General features: G+C 72.2%; 20 protein-coding genes. 4 read left to right on the top strand and 16 right to left on the bottom strand.

The window, feature by feature from the left end:
• Positions 1–40: 40 nt before the first annotated feature.
• From trpA to AB0878_RS30685, 5 genes are all read right to left on the bottom strand, one after another.
• Complete coding sequence (gene trpA / locus AB0878_RS30705) at positions 41–835, bottom strand: tryptophan synthase subunit alpha (RefSeq protein ID WP_366583707.1); 795 nt, start codon at positions 833–835, stop codon at positions 41–43.
• Positions 832–2052 carry a tryptophan synthase subunit beta gene (gene trpB / locus AB0878_RS30700; protein ID WP_366583706.1) on the bottom strand — a complete coding sequence of 407 codons (1221 nt, stop codon included), beginning with the start codon at positions 2050–2052 and terminating at the stop codon, positions 832–834. Before trpB ends, trpA begins: the two co-directional genes overlap by 4 nt.
• Positions 2049–2858, bottom strand: a complete 810-nt coding sequence (gene trpC, locus AB0878_RS30695; RefSeq protein WP_366583705.1) for an indole-3-glycerol phosphate synthase TrpC — start codon at positions 2856–2858, stop codon at positions 2049–2051. The genes trpB and trpC overlap by 4 nt, the downstream gene beginning before the upstream one ends.
• Positions 2859–3012: 154 nt before the next feature.
• Positions 3013–3525, bottom strand: a complete 513-nt coding sequence (locus AB0878_RS30690; protein WP_366583828.1) for a Trp biosynthesis-associated membrane protein — start codon at positions 3523–3525, stop codon at positions 3013–3015.
• A 73-nt stretch (positions 3526–3598) separates the two neighbouring features.
• Entirely contained in the window at positions 3599–5161 is a 1563-nt protein-coding gene (locus AB0878_RS30685) for an anthranilate synthase component I (protein ID WP_366583704.1), read from the bottom strand.
• Positions 5162–5257: 96 nt separating this feature from the next.
• Between AB0878_RS30685 and AB0878_RS30680 the strand changes: the two genes are divergently transcribed.
• Positions 5258–5866 (top strand): TetR family transcriptional regulator, encoded by a 609-nt coding sequence (locus tag AB0878_RS30680; protein ID WP_366583703.1) that lies wholly within the window; start codon positions 5258–5260, stop codon positions 5864–5866.
• A 9-nt stretch (positions 5867–5875) separates the two neighbouring features.
• On the opposite strand, the gene AB0878_RS30675 is transcribed toward AB0878_RS30680, so the two are convergent.
• From AB0878_RS30675 to AB0878_RS30630, 10 genes are all read right to left on the bottom strand, one after another.
• Complete coding sequence (locus tag AB0878_RS30675) at positions 5876–6670, bottom strand: hypothetical protein (protein ID WP_366583702.1); 795 nt, start codon at positions 6668–6670, stop codon at positions 5876–5878.
• Positions 6667–7386: a DUF3592 domain-containing protein gene (locus AB0878_RS30670; protein WP_366583701.1), complete on the bottom strand. Its 720-nt coding sequence runs from the start codon at positions 7384–7386 to the stop codon at positions 6667–6669. The genes AB0878_RS30675 and AB0878_RS30670 overlap by 4 nt, the downstream gene beginning before the upstream one ends.
• A gap of 282 nt (positions 7387–7668) precedes the next feature.
• Positions 7669–8436, bottom strand: coding sequence for a DUF3592 domain-containing protein (locus AB0878_RS30665; RefSeq protein WP_366583700.1), 768 nt, complete (start codon positions 8434–8436; stop codon positions 7669–7671).
• A 26-nt stretch (positions 8437–8462) separates the two neighbouring features.
• The gene (locus AB0878_RS30660) at positions 8463–9239 is read right to left on the bottom strand and encodes a DUF3592 domain-containing protein (RefSeq protein ID WP_366583699.1); all 777 of its coding nucleotides are present in this window, start codon (positions 9237–9239) and stop codon (positions 8463–8465) included.
• Positions 9240–9466: 227 nt separating this feature from the next.
• Positions 9467–10174 carry a DUF3592 domain-containing protein gene (locus tag AB0878_RS30655; protein ID WP_366583698.1) on the bottom strand — a complete coding sequence of 236 codons (708 nt, stop codon included), beginning with the start codon at positions 10172–10174 and terminating at the stop codon, positions 9467–9469.
• Positions 10175–10203: 29 nt separating this feature from the next.
• Entirely contained in the window at positions 10204–10566 is a 363-nt protein-coding gene (locus AB0878_RS30650; RefSeq protein WP_366583697.1) for a DUF1304 domain-containing protein, read from the bottom strand.
• The gene (gene hisI, locus AB0878_RS30645) at positions 10563–10928 is read right to left on the bottom strand and encodes a phosphoribosyl-AMP cyclohydrolase (protein WP_366583696.1); all 366 of its coding nucleotides are present in this window, start codon (positions 10926–10928) and stop codon (positions 10563–10565) included. The genes AB0878_RS30650 and hisI overlap by 4 nt, the downstream gene beginning before the upstream one ends.
• Positions 10925–11698 carry an imidazole glycerol phosphate synthase subunit HisF gene (gene hisF, locus AB0878_RS30640; RefSeq protein ID WP_360592030.1) on the bottom strand — a complete coding sequence of 258 codons (774 nt, stop codon included), beginning with the start codon at positions 11696–11698 and terminating at the stop codon, positions 10925–10927. Before hisF ends, hisI begins: the two co-directional genes overlap by 4 nt.
• A 58-nt stretch (positions 11699–11756) precedes the next feature.
• Entirely contained in the window at positions 11757–12866 is a 1110-nt protein-coding gene (locus tag AB0878_RS30635; RefSeq protein WP_366583695.1) for an FAD-dependent monooxygenase, read from the bottom strand.
• Positions 12863–13303 (bottom strand): MarR family transcriptional regulator, encoded by a 441-nt coding sequence (locus AB0878_RS30630; protein WP_366583694.1) that lies wholly within the window; start codon positions 13301–13303, stop codon positions 12863–12865. The genes AB0878_RS30635 and AB0878_RS30630 overlap by 4 nt, the downstream gene beginning before the upstream one ends.
• A gap of 78 nt (positions 13304–13381) precedes the next feature.
• Between AB0878_RS30630 and AB0878_RS30625 the strand changes: the two genes are divergently transcribed.
• From AB0878_RS30625 to AB0878_RS30615, 3 genes are read left to right on the top strand one after another with little or no spacing between them, the layout of a single operon-like run.
• Positions 13382–13891 (top strand): sigma-70 family RNA polymerase sigma factor, encoded by a 510-nt coding sequence (locus tag AB0878_RS30625; RefSeq protein WP_366583693.1) that lies wholly within the window; start codon positions 13382–13384, stop codon positions 13889–13891.
• Positions 13888–14817 carry a hypothetical protein gene (locus tag AB0878_RS30620; RefSeq protein WP_366583692.1) on the top strand — a complete coding sequence of 310 codons (930 nt, stop codon included), beginning with the start codon at positions 13888–13890 and terminating at the stop codon, positions 14815–14817. The genes AB0878_RS30625 and AB0878_RS30620 overlap by 4 nt, the downstream gene beginning before the upstream one ends.
• A 19-nt stretch (positions 14818–14836) precedes the next feature.
• Positions 14837–15217 carry a PPOX class F420-dependent oxidoreductase gene (locus AB0878_RS30615; RefSeq protein WP_366583691.1) on the top strand — a complete coding sequence of 127 codons (381 nt, stop codon included), beginning with the start codon at positions 14837–14839 and terminating at the stop codon, positions 15215–15217.
• Positions 15218–15220: 3 nt separating this feature from the next.
• Here AB0878_RS30615 and AB0878_RS30610 read toward each other — a convergent pair whose 3' ends face one another.
• Positions 15221–15562, bottom strand: coding sequence for a DUF1330 domain-containing protein (locus tag AB0878_RS30610; protein WP_366583690.1), 342 nt, complete (start codon positions 15560–15562; stop codon positions 15221–15223).
• Between the last annotated feature and the right edge of the window lie 645 nt (positions 15563–16207).

Below are 16207 nucleotides of genomic sequence, written 5' to 3'. Positions count from 1 at the left end.
CCTGCCAGCGATCACGGCCCCGCGGAGCAGAACGCCGAAGTCAGGCCCGGGCCGGAGCCCGGCGCACACCTTCCGCGAGCTCCTCGGCCAGCTTCCGCACGCCGTCGACACTGCCCTCGGCCGCGGCCGTGACCAAGGCGGACCCGACGATCACCGCGTCAGCGAAGCCGGCCACCTGGGCCGCCTGGTCGCCGGAGCGGACGCCGAGGCCGACGCCGATCGGGAGGTGCGTGTGGGCCCGCGTGCGGCGGACCAGGTCCTCCGCGTGCACGCCCACCGCGTCGCGGGCGCCCGTGACGCCCATGACCGCCGTTGCGTAGACGAAGCCGGACGACGCCGCGGTGGTCAGCGCCAGGCGCTCCTCCGACGACGACGGCGCCACCAGGAAGATCCGGTCCAGGCCGTGCGCGTCGGACGAGGCCGTCCACTCGGCGGCCTCGTCGGGGATCAGGTCCGGTGTGATCATGCCCAGCCCACCGGCCGACGCGAGGTCGCGCGCGAAGCGGTCCACGCCGTAGCGGTGCACGGGGTTCCAGTACGTCATGACCACGGCCTTGCCGCCGCGCGCCGACACCGACTCGACGACCTCGAAGAGCCGCTTGAGCTTGAACCCACCGGACAGCGCCGACTCCGCGGCGGCCTGGATCGTCGGCCCGTCCATCACCGGGTCGGAGTACGGGACGCCGATCTCGAGCAGGTCGGCGCCGCCGTCGATCGTGGCGGCCAGGAGGTCCTTCGAGCCGTCGACCGACGGGAAGCCGGCGGGCAGGTAGCCGACCAGCGCGGCCCGGCCTTCCGCCCGCGTCGCCGCGAAGACGTCGTCGAGCGCGCTCACTGGTCCTCCCCGTCCACGAGGCCGAACCACTTGGCCGCGGTGTCCATGTCCTTGTCGCCGCGCCCCGAGAGGTTCACGACGATGAGGCCCTCGGGCCCCAGCTCGCGGCCGAGCACCAGGGCACCGGCCAGCGCGTGGGCCGACTCGATCGCCGGGATGATGCCCTCGGTGCGCGAGAGCAGCCGGAACGCGTCCATGGCCTCGGCGTCGGTGACCGGGCGGTACTCGGCGCGGCCGGAATCCTTGAGCCACGCGTGCTCCGGGCCGACGCCCGGGTAGTCGAGCCCGGCCGAGATGGAGTGCGACTCCACCGTCTGGCCGTCCTCGTCCTGCAGCAGGTACGACATCGCGCCGTGCAGGTTGCCCGGGCTGCCCTTGGTGAGCGTGGCGCCGTGGCGGTCGCCGTCGAGGCCCTCGCCGCCCGGCTCCAGGCCGACCAGCCGCACCGACGGGTCGTCGTAGAAGCCGGAGAAGATGCCGATGGCGTTGGACCCGCCGCCGACGCACGCGGCGACGACGTCGGGCAGCCGGCCGGCCTGCTCCAGGATCTGCTCGCGCGCTTCCTCGCCGATGACCTTGTGGAAGTTGCGCACCATCATCGGGAACGGGTACGGGCCCGCGGCGGTGCCGAACAGGTAGTGCGTGGTCTCGGAGTTGGTCACCCAGTCGCGCAGGGCCTCGTTGATCGCGTCCTTGAGCGTGCGGGAACCGGTCTTGACCGGCACGACCTCGGCGCCGAGCAGCTTCATGCGCGCGACGTTGAGCGCCTGGCGCTCGGTGTCGACCTCGCCCATGTAGACCAGGCATTCCAGGTCGAGCAGCGCGCACGCGGTGGCCGTGGCCACACCGTGCTGACCCGCGCCGGTCTCGGCGATCACGCGCTTCTTGCCCATGCGCTTGGTCAGCAGCGCCTGGCCGAGCACGTTGTTGATCTTGTGCGAACCCGTGTGGTTGAGGTCCTCGCGCTTGAGGAACACCCGCGCGCCCCCGGCGTGCTCGCCGAAGCGCTTGGCCTCGGTGAGCAGCGACGGGCGGCCCGCGTAGTCCTTGAGCAGGCGGCGCAGCTCACCGGTGAACTCCGGGTCGCGGCGCGCCTTGTCGTACTCGGCCGCGACCTCGTCGACGACGCCGATCAGCGCTTCCGGCATGAACCGGCCGCCGTACGGGCCGTAGTAGCCGCGCTCGTCCGGGTCGTGCTTGCTGTGCTCTTCGGTCACCGCGACGGCCTCGGGCAGGCGGGGTGCGAACCGGCGGTGACGAGCTTCACCAGTGCGCCCTTCGGGTCGCCGGAGGCCACCAGGCCCTCGCCGACCAGCACGGCGTCGGCACCTTGGCCGGCGTAGGACATCAGGTCGCCGGGGCCGCGGACGCCGGACTCGGCGACCTTGAACACCTCGAACGGCAGCCCCGGGGCGAGGCGGGAGAACACGTCCCGGTCGACTTCCAGCGTGTGCAGGTTGCGGGCGTTGACGCCGATCACCTGGGCACCGGCCTCCAGGGCGCGGTCGGCCTCTTCGGCGTTGTGGATCTCCACGAGCGCGGTCATGCCGAGCGACTCGACGCGGTCGAGCAGCGCGGCCAGCGCGTTCTGCTCCAGCGCGGCGACGATCAGCAGCACCATGTCCGCGCCGTGCAGGCGCGCCTCGTGGACCTGGTACGGGCTGACGATGAAGTCCTTGCGCAGCACCGGAACGTCGACGGCCGCGCGCACGGCGTCGAGGTCGGCGAGCGAACCGCCGAAGCGGCGCTGCTCGGTGAGCACGCTGATCACGCGCGCGCCGCCGTCCTCGTAGTCCTTGGCCAGGGAAGCGGGGTCGGCGACCGGAGCGAGGTCGCCCTTGGAGGGGCTGCGCCGCTTCACCTCGGCGATCACGCCGATGCCCGACTCACGCAGGGCAGCCATCACGTCTCGGGGCGCCGGGGCCTTGGCCGCGCGGGCCTTCAGTTCGTCGAAGGGCAGGGCGGACTCGCGCACGGCGAGGTCCTCCCGCACACCGGCGACGATGTCTTCGAGCACGCTCACCGGGCGCACCCGCCCGTCGGCGAAATCATCGATCCTGTCGCAAGTTCGCTCACAAAAACCTTCCCCTTCCCGCCGAAACGATGCTAACCCCCGCTCGAAGACCGGCCCGTTCCGGGTGCACGCCTTGCTCCGAATGCGCTTCGGTATCCGGCGCTCACCTGCTCGCGGTGGGGTCCTCACCCTCGGAAAGCGCCTCCCACAGCTCGATGTCCGGATCGCGCTTGGCGCGCTTGGCGCCCGGCGCCGCGTACCGGGTGCCGAGCCGCCGCGCGGTGCCCGCACCCTTGACCGCAACCAACCCCGCGACGACGAGGAGAATTCCGCCCAGCACGGCCAGCCCGCGGCCCAGCAGCAGCTCGGTGACGGGCAATCCCGGCGCCCAGCCGGTGAACTTGACGCCGTTCACGCCGGTCCAGACACCCGCGACGCCCGCCAGCGCCAGCACGACGCCCAGGATCCGCCGCGCCCAGCCGCCGGTGGCGATCACGCCCGCAACACCGGCCAGCGCCAGCAACGCCAGCGGCACGAGCGCCGTGGCGCGCTGTTCGCCGTCTTCGGTGTAGAGCTGTGTGCCGAGCACGCCGCCGTCGCGGAACTCGGCGAACCACGCGAGCTTGGACGCGCCCCACAACGCGAGCGCGCCCAGCAACAGGCCGACGACGATCATCCACAGTGGACGGCGCGAGGGCTTGGCCTCGGTCTGTACCTGCTGCGGTCCGGCCGGTTCCGGTTCCTGCTGCTCAGACACCGGCGGAGTCCTCGGCCGGATCCAGCTCGCCCGCGGGGACCATGGTCTGGGCCGCCGCGACGGCCGAAAGCACCGTGCGCGCCTTGTTGAGCGACTCGGTGTCCTCGTAGTCGGCCACGGAGTCGGCGACCACGCCGCCGCCGGCCTGGACGTAGGCGACGCCGTCGCGCATCAGGGCGGTGCGGATGGCGATGGCCGTGTCGGCGTCGCCCGCGAAGTCGAGGTAGCCGACGACGCCGCCGTACAGCGCGCGGCGCACGGGCTCGAGCTCCTCGATCAGCTGCATCGCGCGCACCTTGGGCGCGCCCGAGAGCGTGCCGGCCGGGAAGCACGCGGTGACGGCGTCGAAGGCCGTCTTGCCCTCGGCCAGCTCGCCGGTGACCGTGGACACGATGTGCATCACGTGGCTGTAGCGCTCGATCTGGAAGAAGTCGACCACGTGCACGCTGCCGGGGCGGCAGACCTTGCCCAGGTCGTTGCGGCCGAGGTCGACGAGCATGAGGTGCTCGGCGCGTTCCTTCTCGTCGGCCAGCAGGTCCTTGGCCAGCTGCGCGTCCTCGTCCGGATCGGCGCCACGCCAGCGCGTGCCCGCGATAGGATGCGTGGTCGCCCGGCCGTCGCGCACGGTGACCAACGACTCGGGGCTGGAGCCGACGATGTCGAAGCCCTCCAGCCGCAGCAGGTACATGTACGGGCTCGGGTTGGAGGTGCGCAGCACGCGGTAGACATCGAGCGCATCGGCGCCGGTCTCGATCTCGAACCGTTGCGAGGGCACGACCTGGAACGCTTCGCCGGCCTTGATCGCTTCCACGGCCTTGTCGACAGCGGCGTGGAAGTCCTCCTTCGTGCGGCGGCGCTTGAACTCCGGCGCCGGCCGGTCGAACGTCGCGACGGTGGGCGGCGCGGGCACGCGCAGCTGCTCGGTCATCGCCGACAGGCGCTCCAGCGCGCTGTCGTAGGCCGCGTCCACGCGCTCGGGCGAGTCGTCCCAGTTGACGGCGTTGGCGATCAGCGTGACGGTGCCCTCGTGGTGGTCGAACGCCGCGAGGTCGGTGGCCAGGAGCATGGTCAGCTCGGGGATGTCGAGGTCGCGCTCGGCGAGCTCGGGCAGCTTCTCCAGCCAGCGCACGGCGTCGTAGCCGATGTAGCCCACCATGCCGCCGGTCAGCGGCGGCAGGCCGGGCAACGGCTCGGTGTGCAGGGCCTCGACGGTCGCGCGCAGCACCTGCAGCGGGTCGCCTTCGGTGGGCAGGCCGACGGGCGGCGTGCCGGTCCACACGGCCTTGCCGTCCCGCACGGTCAGCGCGGCCGGGCTGCGCACGCCCACGAACGACCAGCGCGACCACGACTTGCCGTTCTCCGCCGACTCGAACAGGAACGTGCCGGGCCGGTCGGCGCCGAGCTTGCGGTAGATCCCGAGCGGGGTCTCCCCGTCGGCGAGGACCTTGCGCACCACGGGGATCACGCGGCGGCCTTCGGCGAGGGCGCGGAACTCGGCGCGCGAGGGGCTGACTGGGCCGGGCCCGGCGGATTTGCCGGCTGCTGAGCTGACCATGGGCCCCATTGTGCCGCGCGGGCCTCGGCGGACCTTGGGCGGCCCTTGAATTCAGCACCTGTTGAATTCAAGGGGGCGGCGAGTCATAGTGGACCCGTGAGCACCGAAGACACTACCTCCCGCAGGCGCGGCCGCCGCCCCGCCGGACAGGACACCCGGACGGCGCTGATCGAGGCCGCGCGCGCAGTGTTCGCGGAACACGGCTACGAACGCGCCACCGTGCGCGCGATCGCCGCGCGCGCCGGCGTCGACGCGGCCATGGTCAACCACTGGTTCGGCGGCAAGGAGGGCCTGTTCGCCCAGGCCGTGCTGGAGCTGCCGTTCTCCCCGCACGAACTGCTCGCGTCCCTGCGCGACGGCCCCGACGAACTGCTGGGCGAACGGATCGTCCGCGTCTTCGTCACCCGCTGGGACGGCGCCGGCGGCGACACGTTCCAGGCGCTCATCCGCAGCGTCGCGGGCCACGAGCTGGCCGCGACCGTGCTGCGGGAGTTCTTCTCGCGGTTCTTCGCCGAGGTGATCGGCGACATCGGCTCCGACCAGCTCGGGCTGCGGACGACGCTCTGCGCCTCGCAGGTCGTGGGCCTCGGCATGGTCCGCTACATCGCCCGCTTCGAGCCGATCGCGACGGCCGAGGTCGAAACGCTCGTGACGGCAATCGCGCCGAACCTGCAGCGGTATCTGACCGGGGATCTCGGGCTTTAGGTTTCGGACTCAGGTCCAGCGCGTGGACACCGCCTCCACCGCGACCGAGCCCGTGCCGGGGACGAGCAGCAGCATGTGTGCGTCTTCGCCCGCGAGGAAGCCGGTGCGCCGTCCGGTGCCGAAGCGCGCGTACTCGCGGGACAGGCCGCGGACCGGGCGCAGCCGCAGGCGCGTGCGGTCGCCGAAGGTGGCGAGGACGACACCCGGCTCGCCGAAGTCGAACCGGGCCGCCCGCCACCCGGTCTGCCGGGCCGCGCGACGGCGGCGCCACGCGGCCGCGCCGAACCCGACCCCCGTCAGGACGCCGGCCATCCCGGCGGCGATCAGCAGGCTCGCGAAAGTGGCCATGAGGCCGTCGATCCGCGAGCCGGCCACCTCCCGCGCGGCGGCGGGCGCGCCCTCGTCGTAGGTCACGTCGATCCGGTCGCCGACGCCGCGGACCTCGCCGTCCCGTTGCGGCATGAGGGTGGTGTACTCGCCGCCCGGGCCCTCGTAGCGCGCCTGGAAGTACTTGTCGCCGGCCCAGACCACCAGCGCGGAAGCGGTGAACGCGGCCGGATTGCCGCGCGCCGCCCACGCCGCGGTGTCGAGCGCCTGGACACCGCCCACCACCAACCCGACGGACACGATCACGCCGACGATCCCCTCCACCGCCCGGCGCGTGAGCCGGGCGACGGCGGCCTCGCCATCGCCCGGCGCCGCGTCGGGTCCCGGAGGAAGCCACGGCTGCAGGTCGCCGGGCGTTCCGCGGACGACCGGGAACCTGGGCTCGCGGCGGCGTTTCTTGCCGACCGGACGGTTCACCGGCCGGCGATCCGGCGCGAGCCGCGCGGGACGTGCAGCGGGATCGCGTACGGGCGGGTCGAGAAGTCCGGCAGCACGAGGGCGAAGCTGCGGCCCTCACCGGAGATCCACGCGTCGACCGGGCCGGCGCGCAGGAACGAGTAGCGCCCGCGCACGGCCGCGACGGTGCGGGCGATCAGCTGCGCCCCGCCGGGGAAGTCGAGGCGCAGCACCTGGTAGCCGCCGGAGGAGTCGACCACCGTCGCCGTCACCGGCTGCCACCCCTCGCGCCGGGCGATCTTGCGCCGGCGGGCCCAGACCACCGCGTACGCCACCGTCATCGGGAAGGCGAACACCGCGACGAGCAGGGGCACGACGAAGACTCCCGTCCAGCCCTCGGAGAGGTTCTGCTCGTCGGCCGTCCGCACGTCGTGCGGGTCGGCCGGGTCGTAGAACACCCGCACGGTGTCGCCTTCGGCGTACGTACGGGCGGAGTCACGGGTGACGACGGCCTCGTCGAGGACGTCGCCGACCTCGTAGTCGACCGTGATGGTGGGCGTGCCGTTCCCGCGGTGGGGGTTGTCCACTGCGGTCACCGTCCCGGTCACTTCCGTGCCGTGGGTCAGCAGCCAGTCGGCGTCCGTCGTGAGCAGAGCGACCCCGGCGAAGGCGGCGGGTATCACGAGGAACCACACCACCGCGGCCAGGAGCGCGCGCCGGAAACGGTGGCGCAGCACCAGATCCCACTCTCCGGCGGCGGCCGGCTGGGGTCGGGTCCGGTCTCGGTGGGTTCGCTCGGCTCCGCCGGTGGCGTGTGGCGGCCGGGTCTCGTTGCGGTGGCGTTTGGCTCGCGGCCGTCTCGCGGGTCGGTCATCCCCCAGATCCATCAGCAGAGATTACGACCGGGAAATCGCGCTCCACCAGCGAAAAAGCTGCGATCCAAAACACCGGACGGGAAGGCAACCGGCAGTGCCGGTCGAGCGTGTTGCCGATTGGCGTCCCCCTGGGATCGCGAAGCGCTACTTTCCGGCGCGTGCCTTCAAGGCGACGACCCGCGGCCGGCCGCGGCGGGAACCTTGGGGCAGCACGAGAACGAACCGACGGCCCGCCCCCGCGATCCGCGCGCCGGCCCGGCGGTTCCGCTCGGCAGGGGGCACGCGCGTCAGCGAGGTCGGGCGGGCGACGAGCCGACGGCCGCCGAGGGCGAAGCGAACCTCCTGCGCGCTGTCGTCGGAGTCGGAGGACTGGACGTGGACCGGCCGCCAACCCGTGTCGCGAGCGAGCCTGCGGCGACGCGCCCAGCCCACCGCGAGGGTGATCAACCACGGCAGGAGGATCACGACGAAGATCAGCGGGATCGAGAAGACGGCCATCCAGCCGTCGCCGACGTTCTGTTCGTCTTCGGTGCGCACGTGGGTCGGATCGTCGGGGTCGTAGAAGACCGAGACCGGTTCGCCCATCTCGTAGTCGCGGTCGGAGTCGCGGTTGATCTCGGCCTGTTCGGGGACTCCGCCGGCGGTGTAGGAGACCGTGACCGTGGGCGTCCCGTCGCCGCCCTGAGGGTTGGTGACCCGCACGACCTTGCCGGTGACCTCTTCGCCGTGGTCGAGAAGCCAGTCCGCGCGGTTCTCCTGCCACCCGATGCCCAGCGCCGACGCCGGCACCACCAGCGCGCACAGCACGGCCCAGCCGACGGCCCGCCGGAACTGCCGGCGCAACGCGCGGTCCTCGGACACGGCGTTCACAGCCGGCTCGCCGACGGTTTTGTTGGTCTTCCCCAGTGCCACCGGCAAAGAGTACGACGGCGCGGGGTTCAGGCGAGCTTCCACTTCGAGGCGGACGTCAGGCGAAGCGGGATCGCGTACGGCTCGCCGCGAGGGCCGACGGACAGGACCACGACGAGGGTGCGGCCGGAGCCGGAGACCCAGACCGTTCGCGCGGCGCGGCGGAGGAACGCGTACCGGCCGGGCAGGACGGAGGTGGTCTTCGCCTCGATGGTGACGCCGCCGGGGAGGGCGAGCTCCAGCGTGTGGAACACCTCCGGCGCGGTGGGACTCAGCCGCGGAGGCAAGACGATCGCCGTGGTGGGGAACCAGGGCGAACCCCGGCGGCGGGCCCAGCCCACGACGTAGGCGATCTCGATGGGGATGGCGACCAGGCTCACGAGAACGGCGAGGAGGGACGGCAACGTCAGCCAGGGGCTGAGGCTCACGTCGTCGGGCAGGCGCACGGCGTGCGGGTCGGCGGGGTCGTAGAACACCGGCACGATCTCCCCGGCGACGTACCGGTGGTCGGAGAGGTGGTCGATCACCGCCCGCAAGCTCACGCGGGCGACCGCGTAGTCGACGGTCACGGCCACGTCGCTCACGTCCGCCACCTTGCCGTCCGTGCGGGCGCCGTGGGTCAGGAGCGTTTCGGCCACGACACCCGCCACCAGGAAACCGCCGACCCCGGCGAGCAGCACGACCAGCCACGCCACGGCAGCCCGCACGGAACGCCGGAAGCGACGACGGACCGCGGCGACCCACTTCCGCTGCTGTTCCGCGAGCCGCTTGTCCTGCCGGCGCGCGCGGGCGTTCCGAGGCCGCACCGGCCCGCTGACCGGCGTCGCCCGGCCCGGCGGAGGCGGACCACGGCGTTGTCCCGGTCTGCCGGAAGAGGCTGGTCGTTTGCACCGCCGACGCTTTCGCGTCCGCCGGTCCTCCCCAGGTCCATCGGGAGAGGGTACGGCCAGGAAATCGCACTCCACCAGGGAAAAGGTGCGATCGAAAACACCGGCGGCGAAGGCAACCCGACAGCCCTGTGCGGCGTTTTGGCTCAGCTGCGCGCAACCACGGCCGGCACGGCGTACGGCGCGTCGCCGCGGCCGTGGCGGAACAGGACCACCGACGCGGACCCGGTGCCGCCCAGCCAAACGGGGCGGTTGGTGTAGGTGCGCAGGAAGCGGGCGCCGTGGGTGGACGGTACGGCACGCAGGCGGACGGCTTCGCCGGAGAGCAGGCGCACGTGCAAGTACGGCGGGTTCACGCCCCGGCCGGTGCCGGGCGCGAGGACGACGGTGGCCGTGCCCTCCTGCCAGCCCGTGCGGCGCACGGCGCGGAAGCGGCGGGACCAGCCGACGGCGCCCGTCGCGGCGACCAGGAAGCACAGCAGCGCCAGGCCGAAGCCGATCCAGGCGAAGCCCAGGCCGTTCTCGCTCAGGCCGTCCTCGGCGGTCGTGCGGGCGCGCGCCGGGTCGGCCGGGTCGAAGACCACCGTCACGCGCTGGCCCGGGGTGTAGGCGGCCCGAGAGCTGCGGTCGACGCGGGCCGTCAGCACCCGGCCGTCGGCCCGGAAGGACACGTCGATCCAGCGCGTGCCCTTCGGCGGGGTGGCGACGGAAACGACCGTCCCCGGCACGCGCGTGCCGGTCGACAGGAGGGTGTCCGCCGAGTGGAGGACGCCCAGCACCGCGGCGAGCCCGCCCGCGGAAACCAGGCACCACAGCGCCGCGAGCGCCCAAGCCCGCGAGGCGACGGCACGCAACCGCCGCGTCTCGCGGTCCGCATCGGCGATCAGCGCGCCAGCAGCACGAACACCAGCGCGAGGACGCCCGGCAGCACCTGCACCAGCAGGATCCGCTTGGACGCCGTCGCGGCGCCGTACAGGCCGGCGACGATCACGCAGGCCAGGCCGTAGATCTTGAACTGGAAGCCGGTCGGGTCGGTCGCGATGAGACCCCAGATCAGGGCGGCCGCGAGGAAACCGTTGTAGAGCCCCTGGTTCGCGGCGAGCGCCTTGCTCTCCTGCGCGAACGCCTCGGTGGTGCCGAACGCCGCGCGGGCGCGCGGGGTCGTCCAGAGGAACATTTCGAGCACCACGATGTAAACGTGGATGAGGGCGACCAGCCCCACCAGCACGTTCGCGACAACCGTCACGGGGTGTTCTCACTCTCGTCGGCGAGGAGCAGGCGCTCCGCGGAGTCGAAACAGGTGTGGGTGCCCGTGTGGCAGGCCGGGCCGGTCTGGTCCACGCGCAGGAGCACTGTGTCACCGTCGCAGTCGATCCGCACTTCGCGAACGTGCTGGACGTGGCCCGAGGTCTCGCCCTTCACCCACAGCTCCTGGCGGCTGCGGGACCAGTAGGTCGCGCGCCGGGTGGTGAGGGTGGATTCGAGGGCCTCGTCGTTCATCCAGGCCATCATCAGCACGTCGGACGTCGAGTGCTCCACGACGACGGCCGCGATCAGGCCGTCGGCGTTGCGCTTGAGCCGCCCGGACAGGTCCGCATCGAGGCTCATCGGACGACGACCCCGCCCTCGCGCAGCGCGCCCTTGACGTCGCCGATCTTCAGCTGTCCGAAGTGGAACACGCTCGCCGCGAGCACCGCGTCGGCGCCGGCCTCCACGGCGGGCAGGAAGTGGTCGACGGCGCCCGCGCCGCCGCTGGCGATCACCGGCACGCGCACCGCGCGGCGCACCATCTCGATCAGCGACAGGTCGAAACCGGACTTGGTGCCGTCGGCGTCCATCGAGTTGAGCAGGATCTCGCCGACGCCCAGCTCCTCGCCGCGCGCGGCCCACTCCACCGCGTCGATGCCGGTGCCGCGCCGCCCGCCGTGGGTCGTCACCTCGAAGCCCGACGCCGTCGGCTCGCCGCCCTCGGGCACGCGCCGCGCGTCGACCGACAGCACGATGCACTGGGCCCCGAACCGGCGCGACGCCTCGCGCAGCAGCTCCGGACGCGCGATCGCGGCCGTGTTGATGCTCACCTTGTCCGCGCCCGTGCGCAGCAGGCGGTTGACGTCGTCGTTGGAGCGCACGCCGCCGCCGACGGTCAGCGGGATGAAGACCTGCTCGGCCGTGCGGCGGACCACGTCGAAGGTGGTCTCGCGGTTGCCCGACGACGCGGTGACGTCGAGGAAAGTCAGCTCGTCGGCGCCCTCGTGGTCGTACAGCCGGGCCAGCTCCACCGGGTCGCCCGCGTCGCGCAGATCGGCGAAGTTGACGCCCTTCACCACGCGACCCGCGTCGACGTCCAGACACGGGATCACCCTCACCGCCACAGCCATGCCACCAGGGTAGCCGTCCACCTGCGACGGTCCGCCCGCCCGGTCGGGGCACGGGCGGTCAGAGCACGGGCGGCGTCCAGTCCCACAAGGGCGCGGCCTGGCCGCGGATCACCGACGCGGGCATCAGCGGCACGGTCACCGTCAGCAGCGCGTGCAGCCACCACGCCGACGACGTGTCCGCCACCGCCTTGCCGCGCGCCTGCTTCGTGACGTACGCCGCACGCGGGCGGCGCGCGGCGTCGTACGCGGCGAGCGCCTCGGGCACGGGGTGGTCCCGCAGCGAGGCGGCGAGGACCACGGCGTCCTCGATCGCCTGGCACGCGCCCTGGCCGAGGTCCGGCGGCACGGCGTGAGCCGCGTCACCGAGCAGCGCGACGCGTCCGCTCGTGAACGCGGGCAGCGGGTCGAGGTCGAGGATGTCGTTGTGCAGCACGGCGTCCGGCCCCGTCGCCGCCACGAGCTCGCGGGTCTCGGCGGGCCAGTCCGCGACGCGGCGGGTCACCTCGGCGTGCTCGCTCGGGTAGCGCGCGCCGGGTGTGGACTCGGCGGCGCCGAGGGCCCAGCAGGCCCGGCCGCCGGGCAGCGGGTGGATCATGAAGTACGCGCCGCGGCCCATCGTGAAGCTGCTGCGCACCGGCGGCGCCGCACCGGGCTCGGTGACGCCGCGCCAGGCCGTGTAGCGGAACCCCGGCTCGGGCGCGGCGGGGAAGAGCCGGTGGCGAAACCCGCTGTGGACTCCGTCGGCCGCCACGATCACGTCCGCGTCCACTTCGGACGGATCGATCACCTCGGTTCCCGTGTGCACCAGGGTTTCCGGCAGCTCCGCGAGCAAAGCCGAGTACAGCTCCGCGCGGTGGAACGCGGCGAGCGGCTCGTCGCGGCCCTCCCGGAACCGGCGCAGGAACCGGCCCGAGGACGTCCGCAGCGTGCCGGTGACCTCCGACGGCGCCGAATGCTTCCGCACCCGCTCCCCGATCCCCAGCGCGTCGAGCGCCCGCATCGCGTTGGGCGCCAGGGAAAGCCCGGCGCCGATCTCCCGCAGCTCGGGCGCGCGCTCCAGCACCGTGACGTCGTGTCCCGTGCGGCGCAACGCGATCGCTGCCGTCAGACCGCCGATCCCACCGCCGACCACCGTAGCCTTCAAACTGGCCTTCACTGTGCCCTTCACTCTGGCTCCCCCGCGTCCGCGAACGCCTCGGCCAGCCACGCGAACGCCGCGTCGGCACTGCGCACCCGGGCCGCCCGGGCGCCGTCGCGTTCGAGCAGCTCGATGCCGGCGTTGGTGATGTCGCGGAACGAGCCCAGCGTGGCGATGCGGCGGCGGATCACGCGCTGCCACGCGTCGTCGTCCACGCGGTAGTAGGCGGTGCGCTCGCCGCGGCCGGGGCGTTTGCCGACGAGCCCGGCGTCGAGCAGCAGCCGCAGGTTCGTGGTGAGCGACGCGCGGCTCGCGCCCACCGCGGCGGCCAGCTGCGCCGCCGACTGCTCCGGCGGGTCGCACGCCATGAGCCAGCCGAGCACGCGCCCGGCGATCGGCGGCAGGCCGTACTCCTGCGTGAGGAAGCCCGCGACCCGCTCGACCCACACGAGCACCTCGTCGTCCATGAGTGTCAGCATAGGCTAGTCGTCACTGAAATTCGCCCGGAATGCATCAGAACGGGGCCCTCGCGCGTCTGAGGGAACGTGACCACCAGCTTCGACGAGTTCGTGGCGGAGCGCCTCGACGGGCTCCTGCGCTACGCGACCGTCCTCACCGACGATCCGTACCTGGCGCAGGACATCGTGCAGGACGTGCTGCTGCGCGCCCAGGAGCGCTGGGCGAAGATCGACTCGCCGCCCACGTACGTGCGCCGGATGGTCACCAACGAGTACCTGTCCTGGCGGCGCCGTGCGGTGCGGCGCGTGGTGCCGTCGAGCCACGAGGTGCTCGACGCGATCAGCCCGCCGGCGGCCGACCCGTCGGTGGCCTACGACGAGCGTGACGAGATGCTGGCCCGCCTCGCGACGCTGCCGCGCAAGCAGCGGGCGGCGCTGGTGCTGCGCTACTACGAGAACTACTCCGACGAGGAGATCGGCGACGTCCTCAGATGCACCACCTCCACCGTGCGAAGCCAGATCTCGCGCGCGCTCGCGACCCTGCGCGCCACGGCGTACCCCTTGCCCACCGCCCTGACCACCGGAGCCGGAGAATGAGCCAGCCCGCCCGCGACACCGAGACGCTGCTGCGCGACAGCCTCGAACGGCTTGCCGAACGCGCTCCCGACGGTCACGAAGTCCGCAACGCGCTGGCGCGGGCCCGGCAGGCTCGGCGACGTCGGCCCGGGTTGGCGTTGGCCGCGGTGGCTGCTGCGGTCGTTGCGGTGACCGTCGGGGTGTCCGTGGTGGTCACGTGGCCTTCGCGGGTGCCGCCGGCCGCAGGTGAGCCGGTGCTCGGGTACTCGCCGGGGTGGTTGCCGGACGGGTTCACGGAGCAGTACCGCTCGGCCGGACCGGAGACGGCGCCGCAGGTGCGGCGGTGGTTCGCGGGGCCGAGCCGGATCGAGTTGTCGGCGTTTTCGACGAAGGATCCCGAGTGGTCGGCGACGGCGCTGAGGATCGCGGCGGTGCGTGACCAGGTGCTGGTGCACGGGCGGGTCGCGATGCTGACCGGGTCCACGACGTCGGCGGAGCTGACCTGGTCGCCTGACGAGACCCACGTGCTGCGGGCCGAGGTTGATGCGGTGCCGTCGGCGAAGGAGGTCGCGCAGAGGATCGCGGAGGATGTTTCCCGGTCTCAGCCGATCCCGGTTCGGGGAGAGGTGCGGTTCGGGACGTTGCCGGACGGGCTTCGGGAGACGGGGACGACCGTCAGCGGGATGAGTGCCGCGGAAGCGACGACGACGTTGGAGGCCGGGCCGGTTCGGGTCACGGCGGGGGCGGCGTCGCCCGGACTTGGGGGGTCGGTGCCGGTGACGGTGCGGGGCGTGCCGGGGGCGGCGGTGGCGGATCTGGTCACGGTGCGGTTGGCGTCGGGGCGGTGGCTGACGGTGTCGGGGAAGGTGCCGCGGGGGGAGTTGGTGGCGGTTGCCGGGGCCGTGGTGGTGGATCCGGCGCCGGATTACGGCTGGCTGGGGTCTTGATCGCGGCTAATGTGGATCCATGTCTACGGAACTGAGCCGGTTTGCCGGTGAGAAGTACGTGGTTCTCACTACGTTTCGCCGGGATGGGCGGTCCGTGCCCACCGCTGTGTGGTTCGGGATCGACGGCGACGAGTTGCTGATTTATTCGGAACGCAAGGCGGGGAAGGTCAAGCGGATCCGTAATGGTGGGCGGGTGGAGGTTCAGGCTTCCGATGTCCGGGGGCGGACGCATGGGCCTGCGGTGGGGGGAATTGCGCGGTTGCTGGATGATGCCGGGACTGAGCGGGTTCGCAAGGCGATTCGGCGGCATTATCCGTTGGTGGGGCCGGTGTCGATGTTCTTCAGCAAGTTGCGTGGGGGGCCGGAGCGGACGATCGGGATCGCGGTGAAGCTGGACTGAGGGTCATGGGGTGTTGGTGAGTCCTGCGGCCAGTTTTGCCGGGTCGTGGTCTGGGGCTACGCCGTCGATCAGTACTACGTCGCCGGTCAGGTGGTCGGTGCGGAGGGGGAGGATCTTGCGGTAGGCGGGTGAGTCGTACCAGTTCCGGGCTTGGGTCAGGTCCGGAAAGGAGATCACGACGATCGGGCCCGGCCATGCTCCCTCGACGACTTGTGCTTGTGCTCCGTGGATGAGGAAGCGGCCCTTGAAGGGGTCCAAAGTGGATTGGATGCGGCGGAGGTATTCGCCTACGTCGGGGTGGATGACGCCGGGCTGGCGTAGGTGGGCGATGGCGTAGGCGGTCATTTCGGTCTCCTTGGATGGGGTTTTCTGGGTGGGACCGATGGTGCCTGGGGGACGTAAGGGAGTCGATTACCTGGGGGGTAATGGCTGTTCTCAGGGGGTGGTGGCGGCTCGGCGCGCGAAGCGCGCCATTGCGCCGGGGAGTGTGTGGTGGGCACCCCGATTTTTGATTGTGACGACGGTAGGGATCGGCTTGTCAAGGCGGGAAAGCGTGCCTTGACAAGCCGATCTCTACCGTGTGGGGGAAAAGAATCGGGGGGCTGGGAGGGGGAAGGTTGCGGGGAGGGGTAGGGGGATTGTGGGTTGGGTTGCCGGGTGGGGGTTGGGTAGAGGCAAGAACGCGCGCGGGTCCGTCGGGCGGTCGGGTTGCGCAGGCGGCCGAAGGTCGGGCAGAGGCAAGAACGCGCGTGGGCCCGTCGGGCGCTAGGGATGTGCAGGCGGCCGGGGGCTGGGTAGAGGCAAGAACGCGCGAAGGTCCCTGGTGCGCTGGGGTTGCGCAGGCGGCCGGAGGTTGAGGTGGGGCCAAAGCGCCCCAATGAGGTTTTCTCAGTACGGCGAGGTGGGGGTGCGTGTTGCCGTGAGGTGAGGCGTGGGGCCGCTGGTAGGACTGGATTTGCGAAGATCGAATCCTAAAATTCCAGAGGCCCC

The sequence above is a fragment of the Amycolatopsis sp. NPDC047767 genome (genome assembly GCF_040704195.1).
Taxonomy (GTDB): Bacteria; Actinomycetota; Actinomycetes; order Mycobacteriales; family Pseudonocardiaceae; genus Amycolatopsis.
Note: the sequence above shows the minus strand (reverse complement) of the source record. Positions and strands in the feature narration are given on the sequence as shown.

Coding starts and splice junctions, on each gene's coding strand:
- AB0878_RS30690 (WP_366583828.1), bottom strand. CDS start 3,525: ATGATCGTCGTCGGCCTGTTGCTGGGCGCGCTCGCGTTGTGGGGCGCG.
- AB0878_RS30685 (WP_366583704.1), bottom strand. CDS start 5,161: ATGGTCAGCTCAGCAGCCGGCAAATCCGCCGGGCCCGGCCCAGTCAGC.
- hisI (WP_366583696.1), bottom strand. CDS start 10,928: ATGAGCCTCGATGCGGACCTGTCCGGGCGGCTCAAGCGCAACGCCGAC.
- hisF (WP_360592030.1), bottom strand. CDS start 11,698: ATGGCTGTGGCGGTGAGGGTGATCCCGTGTCTGGACGTCGACGCGGGT.
- AB0878_RS30630 (WP_366583694.1), bottom strand. CDS start 13,303: ATGGACGACGAGGTGCTCGTGTGGGTCGAGCGGGTCGCGGGCTTCCTC.
- AB0878_RS30620 (WP_366583692.1), top strand. CDS start 13,888: ATGAGCCAGCCCGCCCGCGACACCGAGACGCTGCTGCGCGACAGCCTC.
- AB0878_RS30615 (WP_366583691.1), top strand. CDS start 14,837: ATGTCTACGGAACTGAGCCGGTTTGCCGGTGAGAAGTACGTGGTTCTC.
- AB0878_RS30610 (WP_366583690.1), bottom strand. CDS start 15,562: ATGACCGCCTACGCCATCGCCCACCTACGCCAGCCCGGCGTCATCCAC.